A 21,033-nucleotide genomic window follows, 5' to 3' on the forward strand; every position below is an offset into this window, starting at 1 on the left:
AATATATGACGTTACCTCAGCTTAAAAGCAGCTCATCGGAATTCAGCTCGCTGCCGGCAGCCTTTTCGAACATGGCCAGCAGATCCTTGATGGTAAGGTTCTTCTTTTCCTCGCCGCTGACATCAATGAGGATTTTGCCCTCATGAAGCATGATAAGGCGATTTCCACAGGCCAGGGCGTCTCTCATGTTATGGGTAATCATAAGGGTGGTGAGCTTGCGGCTGTTGACGATATTGTTGGTAAGCTCCAGCACCTGGGCCGCAGTCTTCGGGTCCAGTGCCGCGGTATGCTCGTCCAGAAGGAGCAGCTTTGGCTCCACCATGGTAGCCATAAGCAAAGTCAGGGCCTGGCGCTGACCGCCGGACAGGAGGCCCACCTTGGACTCCAGACGGTCCTCAAGGCCCAGATTCAGTGGCTTTAACTGCTCACGGAAATAAGCCCGCTGGGATTCCGGCGCACTCCACCGCAAAGTTGGCCACTTGCCGCGACGGGAGGCAATAGCCAGATTTTCCTCTATCTGCATATTGGCCGCCGTGCCCATCATAGGGTCCTGGAATACACGGCCAATGTACTTGGCCCGCTTGTATTCAGGCAGCTTGGTAATATCCTGGCCGTCAATTACAATTTTGCCCCGATCTACCCGGAAAGTACCGGCAATGGCGTTCATCAGAGTGGATTTGCCCGCTCCGTTGCCGCCGATAACCGTCACAAAATCACCTGGCTTAAGATGCAGGGATACACCCCGCAGAGCCACCTTTTCCGTAATGGTCCCAGGATTAAAGGTCTTGGAAATATTGTCTATTTTCAGCATCACTGGGCCACCTTTCTCTTTTTCAGCTTAGCCTGGCACAGCGGCATGGAAAGAGCGGCCGCAACCAGAATGGCTGTAAACAGCTTCAAGTCGTTTGGTGGCATACCCATCTGCAGTACAATGGCGATAACAGCACGGTACACAATGGAGCCCAGAATAACGGAAATCAGGCAGTTTTTAAAGCTGCGGGTGCCAAATAGCACCTCACCGATAATAACAGAGGCCAAACCGATAACGATGGTTCCAACACCCATTCCCACGTCGGCAAAGCCGTTGGCCTGGGCCACCATGGCGCCGGATACGGCTACCAAAGCGTTGGAAATCAGGAGGCCTAATATAATAGTAATGTCTGTGTTAATACCATTGGCCCGAATCATGTGTGGGTTGCAGCCAGTGGCACGGATGGAGGCACCAATTTCGGTACCAAAGAACCAGTAGCACAACACTCCCGTGAATACCACCACAATGGCCCCCACTATCAATATCATGTTGGCCAATGTCATATCAGGAATGGCATAAAGGGTAAATACGGTGTCCACGTTCAGCAGGGACAGATTGGCCTTGCCCATAACGTGGAGATTTACGGAATACAGGGCAATCATGGTGAGAATGCCCGCCAAAAGAGCTGGAATCTTTAATTTGGTGCACAAAAAGCCGGTTACCACTCCCGCCAGCATGCCCGCAAAGGCAGCGACAAAAATGGATGCCACCGGGCTCATGCCCCCCAGCATACATGCGGCTGCTACCGCCGCCCCCAATGGAAAGCTGCCCTCTACGGTCAAATCAGCAATATCCAGCACCCGGAAGGTGATGTACACGCCGATGGACAGGAGAGACCACAGCAGGCCCTGGGATACAGTAGGAATAATCAGATCCACTTCAAAAACCTCAATTCAATAGTTCAAATTTAATCCCGTACAGAGGAAAGCTCCAGACAGGGTCTGCATATCAGAGACATGTCCGGAGCTTGGTAAAAGACAAAATAGGATAGCAAACACTTAGTTATTAGTTGATAACCTCGGCATCCTTCAGTACATCCTGAGGAAGGGTGATGCCCAGCTTATCAGCATTCTTCTTATTAACAACGGCCTTTAAAACCTTTGCAAATTCGATCTTCATATCAGCTGGCTTGGACTTGCCATCCAGAATGTCAGCTGCCATGAAACCGGACTGACGGCCCAGCTCATAATAATCTACACCATAGGTAGCAAGACCACCGGCCTTTACCATGTTGGCCTCACCGCAGATAACTGGCTTCTTTGCTGCCTCAGTTACGGAAATAAGGGTAGGCATGGAGGAAGCAATTACGTTATCAGTAGGGAGATAGAAGGCATCTACCTTGCTGAGAAGGCTCTGAGCTGCCTGCTGGATATCATTTACGTTGGAAATGGTAGCAGCCTCAACCTTCAGGCCCTTGGACTCAGCGTATTCCTTCATGGCCTTGAACTGAATCTCGGAATTTACCTCACTGGAGGTGTATACACAGCCAATAGTCTTGGCATTTGGACAAAGCTTGATAAGCAGATCAACCTGATCCTTGATAGGGTTCATATCGCTGGTGCCGGTTACATTGCCGCCAGGTGCCTCGTTGGACTTAACCAGCTTGGCCCCTACATAGTCGGTAATGGCACAGCCTACGATAGGAATATCCTTGGTAAGGTTGGCCATGGTCTGAGCTGCAGGAGTTGCAATAGCATAAATCAGATCAACCTTGCTGCTGAGGAACCGCTGACCTATATTCTGGAGGTTTGACTGATCTGCCTGAGCGTTCTGGTTATCAATTCTCAGGTTCTTGCCATCCTCGTAACCACGTTCCTTCAGGGCGTCTACAAAGCCCTTGTTGGCTGCATCCAGGGCGTCATGCTCAACCAGCTGTACCACGCCAACAACCTTATTGTTGGACGCAGACTGATTATTGGAGCCGCAACCGCCCAGCAGGCCAAAGGAGAATACCGCAGCCATTCCCAGGGCTGCCATTTTCATTTTTTTGGAAAACATCATGCATTATCACTCCTAAAGTATAAAAATAAAAACCTGAACATATTATACATGATTGTTTCACAAAAATAAACATTGTTCTCCCTATAAACACAAATTTATTTTATATAAAGATTTTTATTATAAACTCCGTCAACTAAAAACATATATAGAATATTAATCGGACCCGCGGAAATTAAGACAGCGCCAAAACAATCCTTTTCGTTGAATAAATATTCACCTTATGCGACATGAAGGAGTACTTAATGAGTGGACAGGTGCTTAATATATGAAAGCAAAATGGTCAGATGTATTTATTTTACCTTATTTTTGCAGGAAAATTTGAGTAGGTGAAGAATTAATGAGCATGGTAAATCGTTTGTAAACTATTATCCGGACTGATAATTTTTACGAGTGTGTAATATATTTGAAGAGGAGGCGGTTTTATGGAAATTGCGTTGGGCTTTATTGTATTCCTACTATGCCTTATAATCGGCGTGCGCTTCGGTGGCCTTGGGTTGGCTGCAGTCAGCGGCATCGGCCTTGTAATCTTTGTCTTTGGCTTTGGCTACAAACCTGGCGTACCACCAAATGACGTAATGCTGACCATTTTGGCAGTTGTTACATGTGCTGCTTTCCTGCAGACCTCTGGTGGTTTGACGGTACTATTGAAATTGGCCGAGCAGATTTTGCGTAAGAATCCAAAATACGTAACTATTTTGGCTCCTATTACCACCTGGTTTTTGACCGTGCTTTGCGGTACCGGCCATGTTTGCTACACCATGTTCCCAATTGTCTATGATGTTGCCATCAAGCAAAATATCCGCCCTGAGCGGCCTATGGCAGTATCCTCCATCGCCGCCCAGATGGGTATCTGTGGCTCCCCGGTTTCCGTGGCTATTGTTTCCATTGTGAGCTTTTTGGCCATAGCCGGATATGATATCAGCATTGCCAAGGTTTTGATGGTTTCCATTCCATCCACCTTCTTCGGTGTGCTGGCAGCAGCCGTGTGGTCAATGCGCCGTGGCAAGGAGCTGGAGGATGATCCGGAATTCCAGGCTTTGATAGCTGACCCTGAACAGAGAAAATATGTCTATGGTGCCACCGAGTCCCTGCTGGACAAGGAGCTGCCTAGAAGCAACTATATCGCCGTTGGTATTTTCGTTGTTGGTATTATCCTGATCGCCTTCATGGGCAATCTGCCGGATTATCTGCCGCATTTTTCCGCTGGCGTAGGCAAACCAGCCAAGCCGATTTCCATGACCTTGGTTATTCAGATGGTTATGCTGTGTATTGCTTCACTGATATTGTTCTTCTGCAAGGTGGATGCCAAGAAAGTGGCTGACTCCAACGTATTCCGGGCTGGTATGGTGGCCCTGGTATCCGTTTATGGCGTTGCCTGGGCAGCAAATACCCTCTTTGCCCATCACATGGACTTCTTAAAGGGCGTATTGATTTCCGCCGTTGGGGTATATCCATGGGCCTATGCCATTATTGCCTTTTTCACCTCCAAGCTGGTAAATTCCCAGGCGGCAGCCATTGCTGTAGTAGTACCACTGGCGCTGGAAGCTGGTATCGAGCCAGTTATTGTCCTTTCCTTTATTTCCGCTTGCTATGGTTACTTCTTCCTGCCGACCTATCCATCAGATCTGGCCTGCATCGGTTTTGACCGGTCCGGCACCACCAAGATCGGCAGGTTCATTCTGAACCACAGCTTCATGATTCCGGGCCTTATCGGCGTTATCACCGGCTGCTGCGTTGGTTACGTCATCGCCCATGCTATCGTATAATTTCAGAATAGTTTCCTAAAAAACAAAGGTCACCGGCTCAAATTGAGTCAGTGACCTTTTTCTTTATGATCGGGCCATTTGTTCCTTATCAAATTTTCTGGCAAAAATCACCCATACTATGACAATGTATATCAAAAATTGTCCCAGGGTGACGGCGCAATCGAAAAAGCCCGCCCCACGGAATACAATGTCACGGATAAATTTAAACTCCCAGGTTAGAGGGAATATCTGGTTTACCCAATGAACCCATTCCGGCATCATGGTCATGGGCACGCCATAGCCGCCCAGGATAAAGCCCCCGGGAACAAAGAGAATCATCCGGCTGGAGGCCGCCCCGGGGTTAGACGCTGTCCACCCCATTATTACCGACATCATGCCCAGCATAATAATATACAAGGCCTGTACGGCAAAATATAAGAGTATATTGCCGGAAAAGCTTATATCACCCCAAAAACGCAGCACCACCAGCCCCACGAAATTGGCGATAAGCCAGCAGGCGCAATATGGCAGTATTCGTTCTATCAAATCATAAGCGGTACCCACCTTCAAATGAAGGTCCAGCTTTCCTTCCAGCCTAAGCCGTGGCACCATGCCCAAGGTGGCAAAGGCAAAAAACATGCTGGAAAAAAATATCAAAAAGCCCGTTACCTCACCATTGCTGGCCGAATCTGCCGGATTGAACAAGGAACGGGAAACCAGCTTGGTGCCGCCCCTTATGGTATCGCCAGTGCCCAGGGTTGGATTATTGATATCGGCAATAATTTCATTCAGGGCTTCCCGTACACCACTGAGGGCCGACGAGCTGGTATTATCGTAAAATACACCTATATCAGCACTTTCCCCATTGTAGTGGTTTTTCTCCAGCCCCTGGGGCAGATATACCACCGCATAGGCCTTGTCACGATACATCAGCTCATTTGGCTCCGCCGGCGTATTTACCACCGCCGTGACGGAAAGCATCTGGGAATTGTTCAGATAGTTTATGATTTCGTGACTGTAATGGGAATTGTCCAGATCAATTACTGTAATCGGCGTATCCTTGGCGTAATTTAGCCCCAGCATAACACTGAAAATCACCGTGATTACCAAGGAAACCATTATGGAAACCTTCTCGTAGGGCATGCCATCGCCGGTGAGAAGGTGCTTTACTTCGTCCCGAAAGGCCTTCATCTCAGCTTCACTCCCATCGTCATGCCGGGCATAATTCCTTCGGTGGGCTCAAGGTAAATTCGCATCTGGAAGGAGGTCAGGTCCGCCTGTCCCTTTTCTCTGGTCATGCGCAAATCAGCAAAGCCTGGGGCCTGAGTCAGCAAGCGGATGGTACCCTGGGCCTTTTTGTTACCGGCCACAGATGTAGCCTGGATTTCATCCCCTTCCTTATATTTTTCTATGTTCTCTTCACTGACATATATATCAAAATAGTAACGGCTGCTTTCCATAAGCAGTACCGGCGTGTTTGGCGCAATCATTTCCCCTTCCTTGGCCAAAATCTTTATGATTTTTCCATCCTCAGGTGCCCGCAGAGTCAGGTGCTCTTTTTTCACCTTCAATTCCTTAAGCTGAATCTCCAAGGCCTTCAACTGCTGATTCAAGGCCTCCACGTCATTTAACTTGTTCGCTGCGGTCTGACGCTGAAGATCAATCGTCGGCAGGTTCAGTGAATCAGTATCGCCTGTATCCACCGTGCCCCCCAACAATTTGCTTAACAGCTGCTTTTGCTGGGCAACATTGGCCGCCGATACCTGCAAGGTTGTTTGGGCTGCATCCAGCGCAGAGCGGGAAATAGCGCCTACCTCAAATAACTGCTGCTTTCGCTCATAATCAAGGTTAGCATTATTATAATTGGCCTGAGCCGCATCCACAGCCGCCCGCTGCTGGTCTATCTGGCGGAAGCTCTGCTGCTCATTGGTATCAGCCTGAGACATGGCAATATTTACACCACCGCCTGCGGACTTCACCTGAGCCTTCATCTGATTTATCTGAGCTTCCAGCTTGGCAATGGACAAATCCACGTCTGTGCTGTCCAAAACCATCAGAATATCCCCTTTTTTGACCTGCTGAGCCTCCTGAACGGCTTCTTTCACCAGCCGTCCACCTACATTATCAAAGGAAACCTTTATTTGTTCAGCAGTAAGTATTCCTTCCTTTTTTTCAGTGGCCAGCACCAGGGCATCATTGCCCGTATACATCAATAAAAGCCCTGCCACTACCATTACGACAGCGAAAATCATGCCAAATTTCTTTGCCCTTAATTTTTTGTCCATTTTTTCCTCCATTTTTTTGCAACAAAAAACCAGCCGATACATTACCCTTTAGTGACTACAACTCCCGTCCCTGTAGTCACCTGGCATGTATCAGCCGGCGATATTTCCCATAAATGGGCGACGCACTCAAGTGCAATATTTATTTAAGTCTTGGTTATCTTACGATAAAAATCTGAAATAGTCAAGCCCAAATAGTTCAAAAAATTTACTGAAAAATTAGATATACTTTTCTACCAGTTCAATAACTTCCTTAATAAGGGCATCACAATGTGCCTTTTTCTCAATGCCCTTCTCCTTGCTGATGCGGAGCAGGTCCCCACAGTCCAGGGCACCATCATGATTGGCTTTTATGGCCTCATGATATTCATGAAGAATCTTCACATCGTTTACCCCGTGCATGCCCAATACCATAAGACCGGCTGTAACAGCACCGCACACGGACGCCCGCTTCATGCCGCCGCCAAAATTAAAGCCCAAATCAAAGGCCTGCTCCTTGGTCAGCCCCATTTCCTCCGCAAAGGGAATCAGCACCGACTGGGCACAGTTATAATGCAGGCTGGTATCATCCCGCAACGTCTGGGCATGTTCTGTGTACTTACTCATTTGCAACACTCCATTTATATAATACTTGTCTTTCAGTATAGCATATCGGGCTATTTTATGGCACTAAGCAGGCTAAATTTAGTCATCCAGGAAGCTATTAATCATTTTCAGGGCAGAGCCTGCTTTTGAAGCTGATTGTGAATCTGGATTTGCATTTGTAGATGATGTATTCTCAATTGCTTTCTGTTCACCCAAATCATTGATAGGTGCAACAAGAATCTTACCTGTACCGCGATATACATTAACTATCCCTTCACCGGTTCCAAGACTGCTGATGAGGGACTTATTAACCTTTTCCACAGTAAACTGCAGATTACCGGACCAGGCAACAGCGTATGGGCCGTCAATTCTGGCAACACTGTTATCCAGCGTAATTTCCATCAATTCGTCATATGGTACGGAGGACTCCAATACAGCTACTCCGTCACCAACCAATTTGGTATTGAACAAGCCCTCTCCGCCTAAAATTGCCGAAGACAAATTGGCTCTTGACTGCATATCCACCTTTATGTCACCGGAGCTGGCAAGGTACATACCGTCCTCCACGACGATGCCACCGTCCCAATCCTTAGGATTTACCAAAAGAATATGCTTATAGGTTGGTTCAAGAATCAAGGTACCGCTGCCAGAATACAGTGGTTTTACGGCTGATTCGTTATTTACAACGCTCTTGACCATTTTCCCCAAAAAGTCTCCAGCGTCCTTTACATCTGATTTTACAGCAATATCGCCTAGCATCATCTGCATGGCACCAGCTTGCAGCCTATATGAGTCATTCTTCAGGTCAATCCATACCTGGCGCTTGCGAATGTTCATTTCAGATGCATAATACGCAATCATGGCCGAAAGCGGATTTGTCGATAAATCTCTCTTGTATTCATATACTTTTACGGCACCTAACTCAGACACACAGCACCTGTTGCTGCCTTCCTCCTGCTTGATGGAAAAGCCACCATTGCCCATAGGTGCACTATTTACCGGCCCGGCACCTGCTGGTGCTGAACCAAGCTGCGTGCCACAGCTGGTGCAAAATCTGGATCCATCCGGCAATTGTTGTCCACAATTAGTACAAAACATACTCTTCCCCCCATAAATAAAATCACATAAATAATTATTTACCCATGACCATCTTAGCACATAGCGTTCATAGAATCTAGAGCGATATCTCTCTTGTAATTGCCAAACACAAATTGATTCTCCCCTCAATAGCAGCTCATGATCTTATCATCTTTATGATAGAATTGAAATACTATACCAATACAAAAAGACCCCAGCTGCTCTAAAAACAGCTGAGGCCTTATTGTATATTAACTAACTTTTTCATCACTTTAGGGTTATTCTCTGCATATATTAAGCTTTTCCTTTATCTTTCTATTGGTACCACCCTAAGGGTTTTGCCTAACGGAGCCAATACCTTTAACACTGTAGCTAGTGTGGAATTTGCACTCCCCCGTTCCATACGGGCAATGACTGGTTGCTTTACACCACTTAATTCCTCTAGCTGTTTCTGGGTAATTCCCTTCTCATTACGGGCAGCTATCAACTCTGAGATGAGTGCAACCCGCAAATCACTTTCAGATATTTCTTCTGATGTAAAATATTTTTTCTCCAGAGCATCCCACTCATCAATATTATTCTCATCAGTAACATGTCGTTTCCCGTAATCAACCAGCTTACTTTTCGCATCATTCACTGCTTCTTTATACTGCTTATTCATCCCGACCAATCCTCCCGACATAGTTTTTCAACATACTTTTTGCTTTGTCTATTTCTCGTTTTGGGGTCTTCTGCGACTTCTTAACAAAATGGTTCAGGATTAGAAAAGTTTGCCCCGTCCACAAGGCAAACATAAATCTATCATCCAATGGGCGCAACTCCCATATATCACCGTCAATATGCTTCACAAAGGGTTTTCCTGCTCTAGTTCCATTAGCACGCAATACTTTCATGTAATCATTTATCTTATTTGCCTTTATACGATTATTTTTATCTTGCTTAGAGATAATAGAGCGAATATACTCTCTTGTTTCTGATATACCGTTCTCATCTTCATAAAAACGTATGTTATACAATATGTACATTCCCTTCTTGCAAGAATTATAACTTAAAAGTTATTAAGCGTCAATATTCCATCTTCCACTTGTTTACATTATTCTAAATTTATTAATATTATATCATATATTATTTAATAATTATATGTATTATTAATAATAGTATTAATATTTTTGACGTTATTTTGTAACTTCAATATACGCAGAAGAAGGGATATCAATAGCAGTAGACATAGGAATTTGTCAATACTATTTTGGGCAAAACCTTCACAATATCTTTACATTCTCTGCAAGGGTTCTGCATATTTGGTCGCTATACTGTAAGCAGATAAGAAAAATCAACCCTTGAGGAGGAATTTGTGTATGACAAACTATATGGAACTTTTGATGACGAATCAGCCCTGGAATCTCATCGCCTTTATGGTGCTGCCGGTGGCAATGGCCGAACTCATCACCATGGCGGAATTTTTTATTCTGTCCGATGCCCAGGAACATAAGAGCTGGAAAAAACTGAGCCACTATCTGGGCATGATTTTAGGCGTTTATTTTACCGGGGTGTTCCTGTACCTGGCCACAGCCGTGGTACCGCAGATTGAATTCCGTGGCTGGATTGACCTGCTGGCTGTAGGCTTTTATATGCTGGGCGTCATCCCCTTAGGTGCCATTGCCCTGCAGGAAATGGGCATCATCAGCGGAGCTTTTGATGAAAATAGAAAGATGCACCGCCATATCGTGCTGCTGGTCACGTTCCTGATTGTCAGTCATGTGGCTATGGTCTTCGGCATGGCTGACCCTACATTAGGTGGTTGGCAGTCCGCCCCGCAATATGATATGATGGATAGCAATATGAGCGTTATGCATCACACGGATGATGCCGCCCATGGAATGAAACACTAATACGGCAAGGAAGATGGACTCTTACGGAAATTGAGTCCGTCTTTTGCATATACGAGGAAAAGCAGAATGCAGAAAAAATATTGCTGGTGGATGATGATGTGAAACTGCTGGATGTTCTGGAGCCATTTCTCCGCAACGAAGGTTTTGCAACCATGCGGGCCCCAGACGGGCTGGAAGCCCTGACGCTGCTGATGAAGCAGCCAGACCTCATCGTCCTTGACATCATGATGCCGCACCTGGATGGCAAGGAAGTCTGCCGCCGCATCCGGCAGATCAGCCAGGTTCCCATCATCATGCTGACCGCACTGGATGAGGAAGCAGACAAATTGGAAAGCCTGGATTTAGGCGCAGACGATTATATAGCCAAGCCCTTCAGCATGCGGGAACTGGTGGCCAGGATACGGGCCGTCCTGCGGCGGGCCTCAGGCCCCCTTGCCGATACGCCGCCTCAGACACGTAAAATTACCGCAGGCGGCCTTGTCCTGGACAGCTTGCGGCACACGGTGCAGCTGGATGGGAAAATGCTGGAGCTTACCCCTACTGAATTTACCCTGCTGGAAGTATTGATGCGTCATCCGGGGCAGGTGCTGAACCGCCTGCAGCTGATGGAGCAGAGCCATGGTTTTGCCTTTGATGGTTATGAACGGACCATTGATGCCCATATCCGCAACCTGCGCCGCAAGATTGAGCAGGGTACCCGCAAGCCCACCTATATTTTGACCGTGTATGGCGTGGGCTACCGCTTTGGAGGTGATGCTAGTGAATAAATGGCAAAGCATCCGCCTGAAACTGGCCGGAGGGACCTTTCTCCTGCTGGCCATCACCGTATGCAGCCTGATTGTGCTGATGAACGGACAGATGGAACGTGCCTTCCACGGTTTCCTGCAGCTGCATTTTTCCGCAACGGCAGCACAGGATACAGCAGAAGTGATGTTCCTGCAATCTGTCCATCAATCCCTTTGGTGGGTGGGGCTGTTTTTCATCGTTCTGGGTCTGGCGGCCAGCTATCTCCTGGCCACCAGCATTACCAAGCCCTTGCGCCGCCTCACCGAAGCGGCCAAGGAAATCGGCCGGGGAAATTTCAACCAGCAGCTGCCTGCTTCAGCCCATGATGAAGTGGGTCAGCTGACCCAGGTCTTCAATCAGATGGCCGAAGACCTGTCACGCAATGAAAAATCAAGACGTGAGTTTTTCGCCGGCATCGCCCACGAACTGCGAACCCCCCTGGCTATCCTGCAGGGAAATCTGGAGAACATCAGCAGCGGCATCACTCCCCCGGAACCAGAAATCATCTTCTCCATGCAGGAGGAGGTCATGCGCCTGAGCCGTTTGGTGACGGACCTGCGTGACCTGTCCCTGGCCGAAATCCGGGAACTGAAGTTGCACCGGGAGCCCACCGATTTAGGCCAGTTAGTCCTGCAGCTTGGTCAGTTCATGCAGCCGTTATTTGACGAAGCCGGTCAAAAACTGCTGCTGAATGTGGCAGACAATCTGCCCCCCGTATCCGTAGACCAGGACCGCATGCGCCAGGTCATTGGCAACTTATTGGCCAATGCCAGCCGTTACAGCGGCCCCGGAAGCACAGTACAGCTCTTTGCCCGCCAGGAAGGCGATTCCCTGTGCATTGAGATACAGGATAACGGGCCTGGGATACCGGAGGAAGACATGCCCCATATCTTTGAGCAATTCTATCGCGGAGAAAAATCCCGCAGCAGGAAAAATGGCGGCTCGGGAATTGGTCTGGCCTTAGCCCGCCGCTATGTGGAAATCCATGGCGGTACCATAAAGGCCGAAAACCTGCCGACAGGCGGGGTACGTTTCGTAATCCGAATCAAAAATATTGACTAATACCGCAATGGCCATATCTATGAATTAGGACAGGAAGGACAATATCATTCTCCATTCACATGACCTGTTTTTCGGATAAAAATGCCAAAACTAAAACAGACCTTCTTGATACAATTATAACGATTACCAACCAAACCGATTTAACAATGAACCCATTACAATATTCAACTATCGTTACAGTGGTATGCACCTTTTTATTCTTCTTTTCCATACCCCTACAATCTAGTTTCGATAATCTTCCCTTATGAAAACTCAAAGTGCCTGATATCCCAGACTACAGGGATATCAGGCACTATTTATTTCGTTATATTGTATCAATTTATCCGTGATGGGGTTTGCTAGAATTTATCATCGATACAATTTAATCATTACACCCGTAACCCACTTAACCATAAACACCGTGTGCAAGTGCCATAAATCCGCTTAAATACTGGCTTTGAAATAAACTCGGTAAAGTCCTCAATGTAAACGGAATAGCAGATTTCTTTCTCAATTTCATCCAGCGTGAGGAAAAACCTACCAGCCTCGCCATATTCATATTTTACACAATACATAATGCCCTCCTAACTGATACCACCTTACCCAGAAAAATTGCAATGGATAACCGTTTAAATCAGTAATCGATGAGATAAAAATTTCTTGAATGTTTTATGTCGTGAATTGCTTTTTTCAGTATTTGTCCTATACGTCCTCTGCCCACACCGAAAGATTGCCCAACTTCCTCTAAAGTACGTTCTCTATAATCCTCCAAGCCAAATTTAAGTGCCAATACTCTTTTTTGTCTTTCGTTTAACGTATCAATAGCCTTCATAAGTGTATCTTTATAAATTTTAAATACCGCTTCATCTTCGATTAATTCTATTTTTTTACTATCATCGCCACTTAATGATACTATTTCGTACACACCAATATCATTTTTTTCCATAAAATACTCTAGTGACTCAATATGAGTTAGAAAATAATACTCAGAAAAATATTGTTCAGCCGTTGATATCTTACAATCATCATACCATTTAACAAATTCTTCAATTTCTTGAGACTTTGTTAAACATCCCTTTATCAATTCAATTTCAGGTAATACGTTATACATATACTTATATACTGACCTAAGATATTGTTGGGTTCTGTCATTCTTTACTAAACCAATATTTGTAGACCACAGTGATTCTCCAATTTTCTTCTTTATTGTATTTGCAAGCATATGATTTATGTGTGGTATTTCACCATCACCCCGATATACCTTGCCGGTTACTAATACATCAAAATCAAACTCTTTTTTATACTTGGTAAACTGATATGTGTAATCACTATAAAGTGACCAAAATGCTAACTCCGCACTTTTCTCTTCATAGTTTGTGATCAATTCTATTATTTCTAGCATTATAGATTGATATAAATCATTTTCGCCTGCCAATGCTCTGTTATTAAAATACTCGTAGTAACAAGAAACAGCTCTTTTTACTACATCTGATATTTTTTCGCATATAGCAGATAATGCATCCGTATCACCGTTTCTATATAACCTAAAAAGTTCCTTATATGAATATAACGATTTTAAAGATGAGTTATACCCTACTATTTTAAATTGTAATTTTTCTAAATAATCAAGGTATAGTTCTTCTACACCCATTCTAGGATAAATCCCAATTAATCTTCTGTATATACTATCCACTGTCTCAATATGAACGGTTCCGTAATGTACATCATTCCATACATTATTCATAAAAACCTGTTTATAAAAGTTCTTTTCTATGTATAAATCGTGGAACCCCAACAATGCATAATCTATAAGCACTTCAATATCGTTATCTTTGCAGAATTCACATATCATGTAGCTTATCCAACGAGTATCTGGTAAATCACTTAACTTAGTGATCCGCTGAATTTCTTTATAAGATATTTTATCATCGTCAATCCTTGCAGATTTTATTTTGTAATAACAATAATCATCTAGGTAGCCGTATATATTTTCAGCTTCCTGGGTCGAACGATATTCATTTATGAAACTAGCATAATCTTTATAGCTGACAGATTCCATTTTAACTCGTCCTCAATGTATTTTTTATATTCCATATTCTCCCTTTTAATGGCATTTTATCTCCACCGTCTGGTTCCGCCTCCAGATTGGCGATGATGTTCCCTGTCCTCACGTTTTTCTGAACGATAGCTGTCATCGTCATAATCTTCGCTGTAATTGCCGGCTGTATAAAATTCTTCGTCATAATAAGGATCATCGTCACCCTGTTTTGCCACCCGCTCAGAATATGTCCTGTCATATTCTGCCTGAAGTTGCTTATGCCGTTCTTTTAGTGCGGCTGCTTTAGGTTTTACAACATTTTCATCGATATCAATAATTTGATTGCGAATCAGCAAAACCTTTTCTTTTAAATCTCCATCATATTTTTCCGGGATTAACTCAGCATAATACCTCAGCATGCTGTTCTTTATTGTAAGCCCTTTTTCTATAGTTCCCCATTCACTAATGATTTCCAGACAATTGGCAGTATAATACAATTCCTCAGCATTTGGACATTTACTTTTTACTTCGCTGGCACAGTCCTCCCGTTCACTAAAGTGTCTGTGGTCAGCTGTACCAACAAAAAAACATAAAGACGCTTTCTTGGACTTCTCCTTGTCAGGATTTGAAAAATCCATCTCCTGAAATATCGCCATTCCTTCCTGATAACTCTCCTCGGCACTTTTTATGAAGTATTCTCGTTCCTGCTGTTGCCTTGCTTCTATATCGGACTTGGTTTCGCAACCACCTACGAATAATAGAAGCAGCACCAAACAGATCACAAAAGATATTGTTTTTATAGTTTTCATACCCTAATACTCGCACCACTTTTCATAATCATCTCGTACTATTGTATATTCATGGTGGGGCTATCATGGCTGATATTATTGGATAAAATGCCCTTATTTCTATAAGGTTGTACCGTTCACCATTACTTGATACATAGACCATGTGCAATCTCTAGTTTTTCAGAATTAAGTTTCACGCTGTATTTTTCTCCAAGCAAAATAAATTATACTTCCGTATGTCACGGTTAATCCTACCCATGCCATAAATGTTTTAGTATCTCCATTTATTAACGCGAGAAAAGAAGCGAATGTAAATATAGCATACACTATTACACTTGAAGTAAGAGCTACTTCGGGGCCAAACATAAAATTTATAATTATAAAAGCGAACGCTGAGAAAATAAATAGTCCTACCATGACAGGTACCTCCATTATGATTTTATCACTGTCTTGACAATTTCTCGGTATTTTTTCCACGGCATCCATCATATGTACTGTAAGTATAAAAATCTTCAATAAAGAAGGCTATTCACCTTTTATATCTTCCCCCGGCCATAAGTGCCGGGGGGATGGATATAGAACTGTATTTTAAAATCAATTATTACCTTTTTTCAAAAATTCAGCCAACGGAGAATTAGGACCCCATTCCAATGAGTATTTCACTATACCACTTTCACCAATTAGAGTTGCCATTCTTGCATTAATGGTTTCCTTAGAAACTTCTTGTCTTTCTGCCAGAAGCTGCTTCCTCATTTTTTCTATAATAGAAACAGTTTTTACTACATAACCAATAATCAAATTAGCAGCGATAAATGTTGAATAGTCTTTAAACAATTTTACATCTGTTATAAGGCTTCCCATATTCTCAATTTCTTCATCTTCACAATCATTAAACTGTTGATAATCCAGCTCATCAATTTTCGGATTATATAACATATCACGTAAAAATGGGTAAAATATTTTATTTTTTTCTATCAACGATAATACTCTATTTCCATCAAACTCGACATCAGGACGACTATTTCCCAAAGGGTCCATGACAAGCGAAGAAATTTCATCATAATCATACCCTTCTCCAATATCGCCTCCTAAAGTTTCATAAATAGACTCAAAAACATTCTCCGGATTGTTCCATGCTGAATTAATATCCTTTAATCTGCTTAACTCATCTTCACTTACATAGCACTGCACTTCAGCAGATAAATCATCTGGCAGTAAATTGGACAAATCTACCAACCTTTTACAGTAGTCATCTATTATATCTGTATATCCGTTACTTAACACCTTTGGTATTCCCTGTTGCTTATCATTAGCAAGCAAAACTCCTGTAAATGCATATACCTCTTTTATACAGTCAGCAATTTTCAGATCTACAGCATTATTATAATTATTAGAATTAACGGTAGTGTTCATAATATTCCCTTCGTTCTTCTCAAAATGATTTAAGTCGACGCCTAACAGGGATGTCAACCTTGCCTTTGTATCATTATCGCCAGGACCATTATTATTGTCTCTTGTCCAGCTTTTAACAGTTTCTTCTGATAAATAAAGTTCATCAGCTATTATTTTGAATATTTCGGTGTAGAAATTAACAGGTTGGCCAATAAACTCCTTCCTATCCTTGATCTGTTTTAAGTAAAGTTTAAATGCTATTGGCGACCACATAATGAGTTCCTCCCTTTAATTATTTTCAACCGGTTGTTGGTATTATAGTAGCAATTTTAATATCAAATGTCAGTGTATTTTGTGTAGCAAAGTTGTGTATTAAAATGTGTATTTACAGAGGTGCTGTAAGGTGTGCAAGCTGCATATAATGATGGAAATGTAGCAATTTATTAATAATCTTCCACATTACTGCATATTCAATTCACACGACTGATTTTCAGATAAAAATGTCAAAATTAAAACAGACCGTGAAACCAGAAAAAACAATGGTTCCACGGTCTGTATTTTTATACCTTCCGATAAGGCGAATTTATAGGTACTAATATGACGCTTGGTGGTATCCCCCAATTTTTCCAAAATCTCCTCAAAAATAAAGAATCCAGACTATGTCATTACAGCTCTCTGCAACCTAATATTTTTGTTGCTTTCGTATCCCCATACATAAGGAATAAAATTATGATCTAATCATCTTTATATGTGGTATACCATCTATATCATATGGTTCAGACACCTGCTTAAAGCCATTTTTCTCATACAGGCCTTTGGCATAAACCTGTGCTTCAAGGTATATTTTATCAGCAGCAAATACCTTCTCAGCAATCTCTATACCGTCGGTTAGAATTCTGCTACCAATACCGCAACGCCGTTTTACAGCAATGACTCTTCCTATGGATACATGTTCGTTTTCTACTCCCCTATCCATAACACGTAAATATGCTTGAATTTGACCATCTTCCTCATACCAAACATGTATGGCATCCTGGTCCAAATCATCAATTTCTTTATATGGACACTTTTGTTCAACTACAAAAACATCAACTCTTAATTTTAGAATTTTATACAGCTCAATGTTTGCCAATTCGGAAAATCTCTTATATTTCAAAACCATAGCCAACTACTCCTTTATCTTATCTATTTTCAGCAGGATATTCTCCACACTGTTGGTACAGGATTACACGCGGACAAGGAAAAAACCAATCAAGCAGAACATTATTCCAATCCCTTGTTTTATTGTTAAACTTTCGTTATATAAGCCAACACCGATGGCGATAAGAATTAATGCTCCTGTAACATTCACCATAAGAGGAGCGATGCTGATTTCCCATCCAGCCCTATAAAGCAACAAATAACCTACTTCAATTCCAACCAATACAAAGCCCCAGGCAACACTCACCCAATTCAGATCCTGAATATCATGTTTAATTCCACCGCCAGTATAATAATACCCTATCACGCATAGTATAAAACTTACAAAATATGTGACACCAAGCCCCAACATGGGACTTAATGAAATCGGTGTCCATTTGGCTATATTGTGATAAAGTACATTTGACAAAACCGTAAGGGCAAATGGCCCCCAAAAAGCTAACCCACTCATTTAACCAGCTCCTTCTTTAACCTAAAAAAACATAAAGCGTTATTATCCATTCCACTGTTGCTATAGCAACAACCCTACAGAACGGATAATAACGCTTCCTCACACAATCCCCGGGGAGATTGACAAGCTCAATATAAATTTGATCATCATTGTATAACATACCATCAGTAAATTCAAGAAGATTTTTGTTCGTATTGCGGCTGAAAGCAATGATGAGTAGAATTAATATGTCAATCATAAAAATCATTTATTCTTTTCCGGCATTCAAATGAAACGTACAATATTCCACTTTACTTTATATCCAATTCACACGACTGATTTTCGGATAAAAATCCAAAAACTAAAACAGACCGTGGAACCAGTAAAATCAATGGTTCCACGGTCTGTTTTTTATACCTTCTGATAAGATGTCTTTATGGGTACTAATATTGCCCCTCTGACATCGTCAAGGGTCAATTTCACCCTTAAAATCATGCAACAACTCTTTTGGCTGAATATCCTTATGCCGATAACGTCTACGTCCTTTGGTCACTCCAGCATAATCTATTGCCTCAACCGGGCAAATATGCAGACATCCAAGACACTCCACGCAGTTATGCTGCCACACCGGATGTCCATCCGGGCGTACTATATTTCCTTTAGGGCAAATACGCTGGCACATATCTCTTAAAACCTGCCATGTGTCGTGATGGCCATTTTGAGCAATAGCCTTCGCTATACCTTTAAGTTTCCGTTCTGCCAGCCAAGCCCTAATACTGATACGCCACTCGGCTGCCGTATCCCTATAAGGCAGATAGTTTGATACCAGGCGAAGGAACCAGGCACCATGCAGTTGCCGCCTTTTCTTTGCCAGAATGGCGTTCATATCCAAAAATGGTCTGCCCCAATAGGGCACACCACATGTAGCGATGGCAAACAGATACGGTGATTCCTTGAAGGAAACTTTCTCCAAGAATTCCTCCACCTGCAAAGGCAAGGATAAGTAATGCATAGGAAACACAAAACCTACCTTGTCAGCCTGTACTTCAAATATGCCACTGTTCAATTCCTCCGGTATGGAACGAAGCTCCACATCCGGCAGTCTCTCCTGAAGAAATCTAGCCACATAGAGAGAATTCCCCGTGGACGAGTAGTAATATATGATCATTCTAATTCACCACCGAGGCCATAATCTTTTGCCTCAACGCATCCATCAGATATCAAACTCTTCCTTTAAGTCTAATATGCCACGAATTTCAACATGGCCATTTTCCAGATAAAACAAGCCCATTTCCCAGCCTTTTTCATCGTATAAGGGATGAATTTCCCACCAAAGTGAATAACGCAACCTACTACAACAAGTACTATCCCCAAATATATGAGCATTTTTCCAATATCAGGCATTGCCTCACCTCTTCTCTACCCACATATAATGTCAATCTTCCTTTACATAATTCTGTAAAATCAAACAAACCAGAATAATAACACAGCCTATCATGCCATTAAGTGACAGTTGCTCATTCAACAATAAGAAGGCGAATCCTGCGGTCATAACAGGACAGGAACATTGTAGAAGAGCAATTGTTTTTGCTGAAATCGTACCTAATGCAGCATTTTGCAGCAAATAACCACCTATCGTGCAAGCAATGCCGATATAAGCAAGAATGGCAAACGACAAGCCATCAACCGTGCTAAAATCCACCTTCCCGTCAATAGCGAAAGTTGCCACAATAGTTACTATCCCCGTAGCAACAGTTTGTACTGTAGTGAGTCCCAGTGGTGTTGTACTTTCAAGAGCATTTTGTCCAAACACCAGCGAACCGGCCAAGGTAAGTGCTGATATAAGGGCCAATATGTCCCCGACTCCTATGCCAGAAAAACCATTGTCTGCTACGCCACACAAGAAATACAAGCCCATAAGCATCAAAAGCAAAATAGGTATCTGTTTCCAACTACATGAAATCCTAAAACAGACAAATGCCAATACTGGAGTAAAAATTATGGCCAGTGAACGCAAAAAAGCTACTGTTGTAGCCTCCGTCAAACTTATGGCTACATTACCCACAACATAGGCTATAGCAATAGATATGCTTGGTAAAAGCAGTGGCCTAATTTTGCTATTTTTTAATTCATTTATTATCCTTTTACCAGCAAACAAAAATAGTACAGTAATAGCTATGCCGTAACGTATCACAAGAGCTGAATAAACTGGAACAATCTCAAATGCATATTTTGATATAGGGTCACCAAAGCCGTAAATCAGGCTTTGAAGTAAAATACACAATACCGCCTTCATCGGAGTCATTGCTTACTCTCCTTATTCTGGTATATCGCGGGAACACCTCATTACCTATCAAGTAACTTTTCCAACGCATCCTTATACTTCAAATCATCCGCCTCAGTTCGTTTGGCTGGACCTTTAAGATGATGTTTCCCAGATGACCTCCGGGCCTTCTTTGCCATGTGCCTTTCCATCAGCAGTCTATCTATGTTCTCATTGGTATAAAGCCATCCATTCTGGTGTATGGCATGAGCCTTCTTACCCAATGCCATAGCTGCCACACCGTAATCCTGGGTGACTACAATATCGCCTGCATGGCACAGATTGACAAGAGCAATATCTACCGCATCCGCCCCGGCTCCAATTACCTTGACCTCACTATAAGCGGAGTTCAAGATATGATTGGTGTCACACAAGAGCGTAACCGGAACACCATATTTCTTTGCTATTTCCTCTGTCTGCCTCACGACCGGGCAGGCATCCGCATCAACAAATATTTTCATTTTATCCGTTCCTTTGCCTTTGGCTCATATTATATCATAATTACTGCATAACCAATTCACACGACCTGATTTTCGGATAAAAATGTCAAATTTTAAACAGACCGTGGAACCAGTAAAATCAGTGGTTCCACGGTCTGTATTTTTATTCCTTCCGATAAGATGTCATTATCGGTATTCATAG

22 protein-coding genes are annotated in these 21,033 nt (G+C 43.2%); 4 read left to right on the forward strand and 18 right to left on the reverse strand.

The genetic code is table 11. The features are described 5' to 3' along the window. Window positions 1-16: 16 nt before the first annotated feature. From D081_RS07660 to D081_RS07670, 3 genes are all read right to left on the reverse strand, one after another. The gene (locus D081_RS07660) at window positions 17-811 is read right to left on the reverse strand and encodes an ABC transporter ATP-binding protein (protein WP_085023601.1); all 795 of its coding nucleotides are present in this window, start codon (window positions 809-811) and stop codon (window positions 17-19) included. After that, the gene (locus D081_RS07665; RefSeq protein WP_085023602.1) at window positions 811-1,689 is read right to left on the reverse strand and encodes an ABC transporter permease; all 879 of its coding nucleotides are present in this window, start codon (window positions 1,687-1,689) and stop codon (window positions 811-813) included. The genes D081_RS07660 and D081_RS07665 overlap by 1 nt, the downstream gene beginning before the upstream one ends. A gap of 127 nt (window positions 1,690-1,816) precedes the next feature. After that, entirely contained in the window at window positions 1,817-2,812 is a 996-nt protein-coding gene (locus D081_RS07670; RefSeq protein WP_085023603.1) for an ABC transporter substrate-binding protein, read from the reverse strand. 422 nt (window positions 2,813-3,234) lie between these two features. On the opposite strand from D081_RS07670, the gene D081_RS07675 reads away from it, so the two are divergent. Continuing rightward, window positions 3,235-4,578, forward strand: coding sequence for an anaerobic C4-dicarboxylate transporter (locus tag D081_RS07675; protein WP_085023604.1), 1,344 nt, complete (start codon window positions 3,235-3,237; stop codon window positions 4,576-4,578). Between the two features lie 63 nt (window positions 4,579-4,641). Here the strand turns inward: D081_RS07675 and D081_RS07680 are convergent, their stop codons facing one another. The 6 genes from D081_RS07680 to D081_RS07705 all read right to left on the reverse strand — a co-directional run bounded on the left by D081_RS07680 (window position 4,642) and on the right by D081_RS07705 (window position 9,517). Next, a complete protein-coding gene (locus D081_RS07680) occupies window positions 4,642-5,748 on the reverse strand; it encodes an ABC transporter permease (protein WP_085023605.1) in 1,107 nt (368 codons plus the stop codon). After that, complete coding sequence (locus D081_RS07685; RefSeq protein WP_085023693.1) at window positions 5,745-6,842, reverse strand: HlyD family secretion protein; 1,098 nt, start codon at window positions 6,840-6,842, stop codon at window positions 5,745-5,747. Before D081_RS07685 ends, D081_RS07680 begins: the two co-directional genes overlap by 4 nt. Before the next feature lie 216 nt (window positions 6,843-7,058). Beyond that, a complete protein-coding gene (locus D081_RS07690; protein ID WP_085023606.1) occupies window positions 7,059-7,445 on the reverse strand; it encodes a C-GCAxxG-C-C family protein in 387 nt (128 codons plus the stop codon). 78 nt (window positions 7,446-7,523) lie between these two features. Beyond that, the gene (locus D081_RS07695; RefSeq protein ID WP_085023607.1) at window positions 7,524-8,522 is read right to left on the reverse strand and encodes an AIM24 family protein; all 999 of its coding nucleotides are present in this window, start codon (window positions 8,520-8,522) and stop codon (window positions 7,524-7,526) included. Between the two features lie 286 nt (window positions 8,523-8,808). Further along, complete coding sequence (locus D081_RS07700; protein WP_085023608.1) at window positions 8,809-9,162, reverse strand: helix-turn-helix domain-containing protein; 354 nt, start codon at window positions 9,160-9,162, stop codon at window positions 8,809-8,811. Then, window positions 9,155-9,517: a type II toxin-antitoxin system RelE/ParE family toxin gene (locus tag D081_RS07705; protein ID WP_085023694.1), complete on the reverse strand. Its 363-nt coding sequence runs from the start codon at window positions 9,515-9,517 to the stop codon at window positions 9,155-9,157. Before D081_RS07705 ends, D081_RS07700 begins: the two co-directional genes overlap by 8 nt. Before the next feature lie 342 nt (window positions 9,518-9,859). Here D081_RS07705 and D081_RS07710 point away from each other — a divergent pair, with 342 nt between their 5' ends. The 3 genes from D081_RS07710 to D081_RS07720 all read left to right on the forward strand — a co-directional run bounded on the left by D081_RS07710 (window position 9,860) and on the right by D081_RS07720 (window position 12,241). Beyond that, a complete protein-coding gene (locus D081_RS07710; protein WP_143272158.1) occupies window positions 9,860-10,393 on the forward strand; it encodes a DUF6803 family protein in 534 nt (177 codons plus the stop codon). 86 nt (window positions 10,394-10,479) lie between these two features. Next, window positions 10,480-11,160 carry a response regulator transcription factor gene (locus tag D081_RS07715; RefSeq protein WP_369824004.1) on the forward strand — a complete coding sequence of 227 codons (681 nt, stop codon included), beginning with the start codon at window positions 10,480-10,482 and terminating at the stop codon, window positions 11,158-11,160. Continuing rightward, a complete protein-coding gene (locus D081_RS07720) occupies window positions 11,153-12,241 on the forward strand; it encodes a cell wall metabolism sensor histidine kinase WalK (RefSeq protein ID WP_158087600.1) in 1,089 nt (362 codons plus the stop codon). The genes D081_RS07715 and D081_RS07720 overlap by 8 nt, the downstream gene beginning before the upstream one ends. Before the next feature lie 368 nt (window positions 12,242-12,609). Here the strand turns inward: D081_RS07720 and D081_RS07725 are convergent, their stop codons facing one another. The 9 genes from D081_RS07725 to D081_RS07775 all read right to left on the reverse strand — a co-directional run bounded on the left by D081_RS07725 (window position 12,610) and on the right by D081_RS07775 (window position 20,852). Next, window positions 12,610-12,795 carry a hypothetical protein gene (locus D081_RS07725; protein ID WP_085023612.1) on the reverse strand — a complete coding sequence of 62 codons (186 nt, stop codon included), beginning with the start codon at window positions 12,793-12,795 and terminating at the stop codon, window positions 12,610-12,612. Window positions 12,796-12,854: 59 nt separating this feature from the next. After that, the gene (locus D081_RS07730) at window positions 12,855-14,279 is read right to left on the reverse strand and encodes a sigma factor-like helix-turn-helix DNA-binding protein (protein ID WP_085023613.1); all 1,425 of its coding nucleotides are present in this window, start codon (window positions 14,277-14,279) and stop codon (window positions 12,855-12,857) included. Between the two features lie 56 nt (window positions 14,280-14,335). Further along, on the reverse strand, window positions 14,336-15,067 hold the full coding sequence (locus tag D081_RS07735) for a hypothetical protein (RefSeq protein WP_085023614.1): 732 nt from the start codon (window positions 15,065-15,067) through the stop codon (window positions 14,336-14,338). A gap of 573 nt (window positions 15,068-15,640) precedes the next feature. Further along, window positions 15,641-16,711, reverse strand: a complete 1,071-nt coding sequence (locus D081_RS07745) for a hypothetical protein (RefSeq protein WP_085023616.1) — start codon at window positions 16,709-16,711, stop codon at window positions 15,641-15,643. Window positions 16,712-17,165: 454 nt separating this feature from the next. Next, window positions 17,166-17,600, reverse strand: coding sequence for a GNAT family N-acetyltransferase (locus D081_RS07750; RefSeq protein WP_085023617.1), 435 nt, complete (start codon window positions 17,598-17,600; stop codon window positions 17,166-17,168). 63 nt (window positions 17,601-17,663) lie between these two features. Next, the gene (locus D081_RS07755) at window positions 17,664-18,089 is read right to left on the reverse strand and encodes a hypothetical protein (RefSeq protein WP_085023618.1); all 426 of its coding nucleotides are present in this window, start codon (window positions 18,087-18,089) and stop codon (window positions 17,664-17,666) included. A gap of 445 nt (window positions 18,090-18,534) precedes the next feature. Then, window positions 18,535-19,236 (reverse strand): EFR1 family ferrodoxin, encoded by a 702-nt coding sequence (locus tag D081_RS07765; protein WP_255375009.1) that lies wholly within the window; start codon window positions 19,234-19,236, stop codon window positions 18,535-18,537. 267 nt (window positions 19,237-19,503) lie between these two features. Further along, on the reverse strand, window positions 19,504-20,373 hold the full coding sequence (locus tag D081_RS07770; RefSeq protein WP_085023621.1) for a DMT family transporter: 870 nt from the start codon (window positions 20,371-20,373) through the stop codon (window positions 19,504-19,506). Window positions 20,374-20,414: 41 nt separating this feature from the next. Continuing rightward, window positions 20,415-20,852, reverse strand: a complete 438-nt coding sequence (locus D081_RS07775) for a YaiI/YqxD family protein (RefSeq protein ID WP_085023622.1) — start codon at window positions 20,850-20,852, stop codon at window positions 20,415-20,417. Window positions 20,853-21,033: the final 181 nt, after the last annotated feature.

It is taken from the genome of Anaerovibrio sp. JC8 (assembly GCF_002100115.1).
Classification (GTDB): Bacteria; Bacillota; Negativicutes; order Selenomonadales; family Selenomonadaceae; genus Anaerovibrio.

Bases quoted from the DNA above. Each gene is read 5' to 3' on its own strand.
- D081_RS07660 (WP_085023601.1), bottom strand. From the start codon at position 811: ATGCTGAAAATAGACAATATTTCCAAGACCTTTAATCCTGGGACCATT.
- D081_RS07670 (WP_085023603.1), bottom strand. From the start codon at position 2,812: ATGATGTTTTCCAAAAAAATGAAAATGGCAGCCCTGGGAATGGCTGCG.
- D081_RS07675 (WP_085023604.1), top strand. From the start codon at position 3,235: ATGGAAATTGCGTTGGGCTTTATTGTATTCCTACTATGCCTTATAATC.
- D081_RS07680 (WP_085023605.1), bottom strand. From the start codon at position 5,748: ATGAAGGCCTTTCGGGACGAAGTAAAGCACCTTCTCACCGGCGATGGC.
- D081_RS07685 (WP_085023693.1), bottom strand. From the start codon at position 6,842: ATGGACAAAAAATTAAGGGCAAAGAAATTTGGCATGATTTTCGCTGTC.
- D081_RS07690 (WP_085023606.1), bottom strand. From the start codon at position 7,445: ATGAGTAAGTACACAGAACATGCCCAGACGTTGCGGGATGATACCAGC.
- D081_RS07695 (WP_085023607.1), bottom strand. From the start codon at position 8,522: ATGTTTTGTACTAATTGTGGACAACAATTGCCGGATGGATCCAGATTT.
- D081_RS07700 (WP_085023608.1), bottom strand. From the start codon at position 9,162: ATGAATAAGCAGTATAAAGAAGCAGTGAATGATGCGAAAAGTAAGCTG.
- D081_RS07710 (WP_143272158.1), top strand. From the start codon at position 9,860: ATGACAAACTATATGGAACTTTTGATGACGAATCAGCCCTGGAATCTC.
- D081_RS07725 (WP_085023612.1), bottom strand. From the start codon at position 12,795: ATGTATTGTGTAAAATATGAATATGGCGAGGCTGGTAGGTTTTTCCTC.
- D081_RS07730 (WP_085023613.1), bottom strand. From the start codon at position 14,279: ATGGAATCTGTCAGCTATAAAGATTATGCTAGTTTCATAAATGAATAT.
- D081_RS07735 (WP_085023614.1), bottom strand. From the start codon at position 15,067: ATGAAAACTATAAAAACAATATCTTTTGTGATCTGTTTGGTGCTGCTT.
- D081_RS07745 (WP_085023616.1), bottom strand. From the start codon at position 16,711: ATGTGGTCGCCAATAGCATTTAAACTTTACTTAAAACAGATCAAGGAT.
- D081_RS07750 (WP_085023617.1), bottom strand. From the start codon at position 17,600: ATGGTTTTGAAATATAAGAGATTTTCCGAATTGGCAAACATTGAGCTG.
- D081_RS07755 (WP_085023618.1), bottom strand. From the start codon at position 18,089: ATGAGTGGGTTAGCTTTTTGGGGGCCATTTGCCCTTACGGTTTTGTCA.
- D081_RS07765 (WP_255375009.1), bottom strand. From the start codon at position 19,236: ATGATCATATATTACTACTCGTCCACGGGGAATTCTCTCTATGTGGCT.
- D081_RS07770 (WP_085023621.1), bottom strand. From the start codon at position 20,373: ATGACTCCGATGAAGGCGGTATTGTGTATTTTACTTCAAAGCCTGATT.
- D081_RS07775 (WP_085023622.1), bottom strand. From the start codon at position 20,852: ATGAAAATATTTGTTGATGCGGATGCCTGCCCGGTCGTGAGGCAGACA.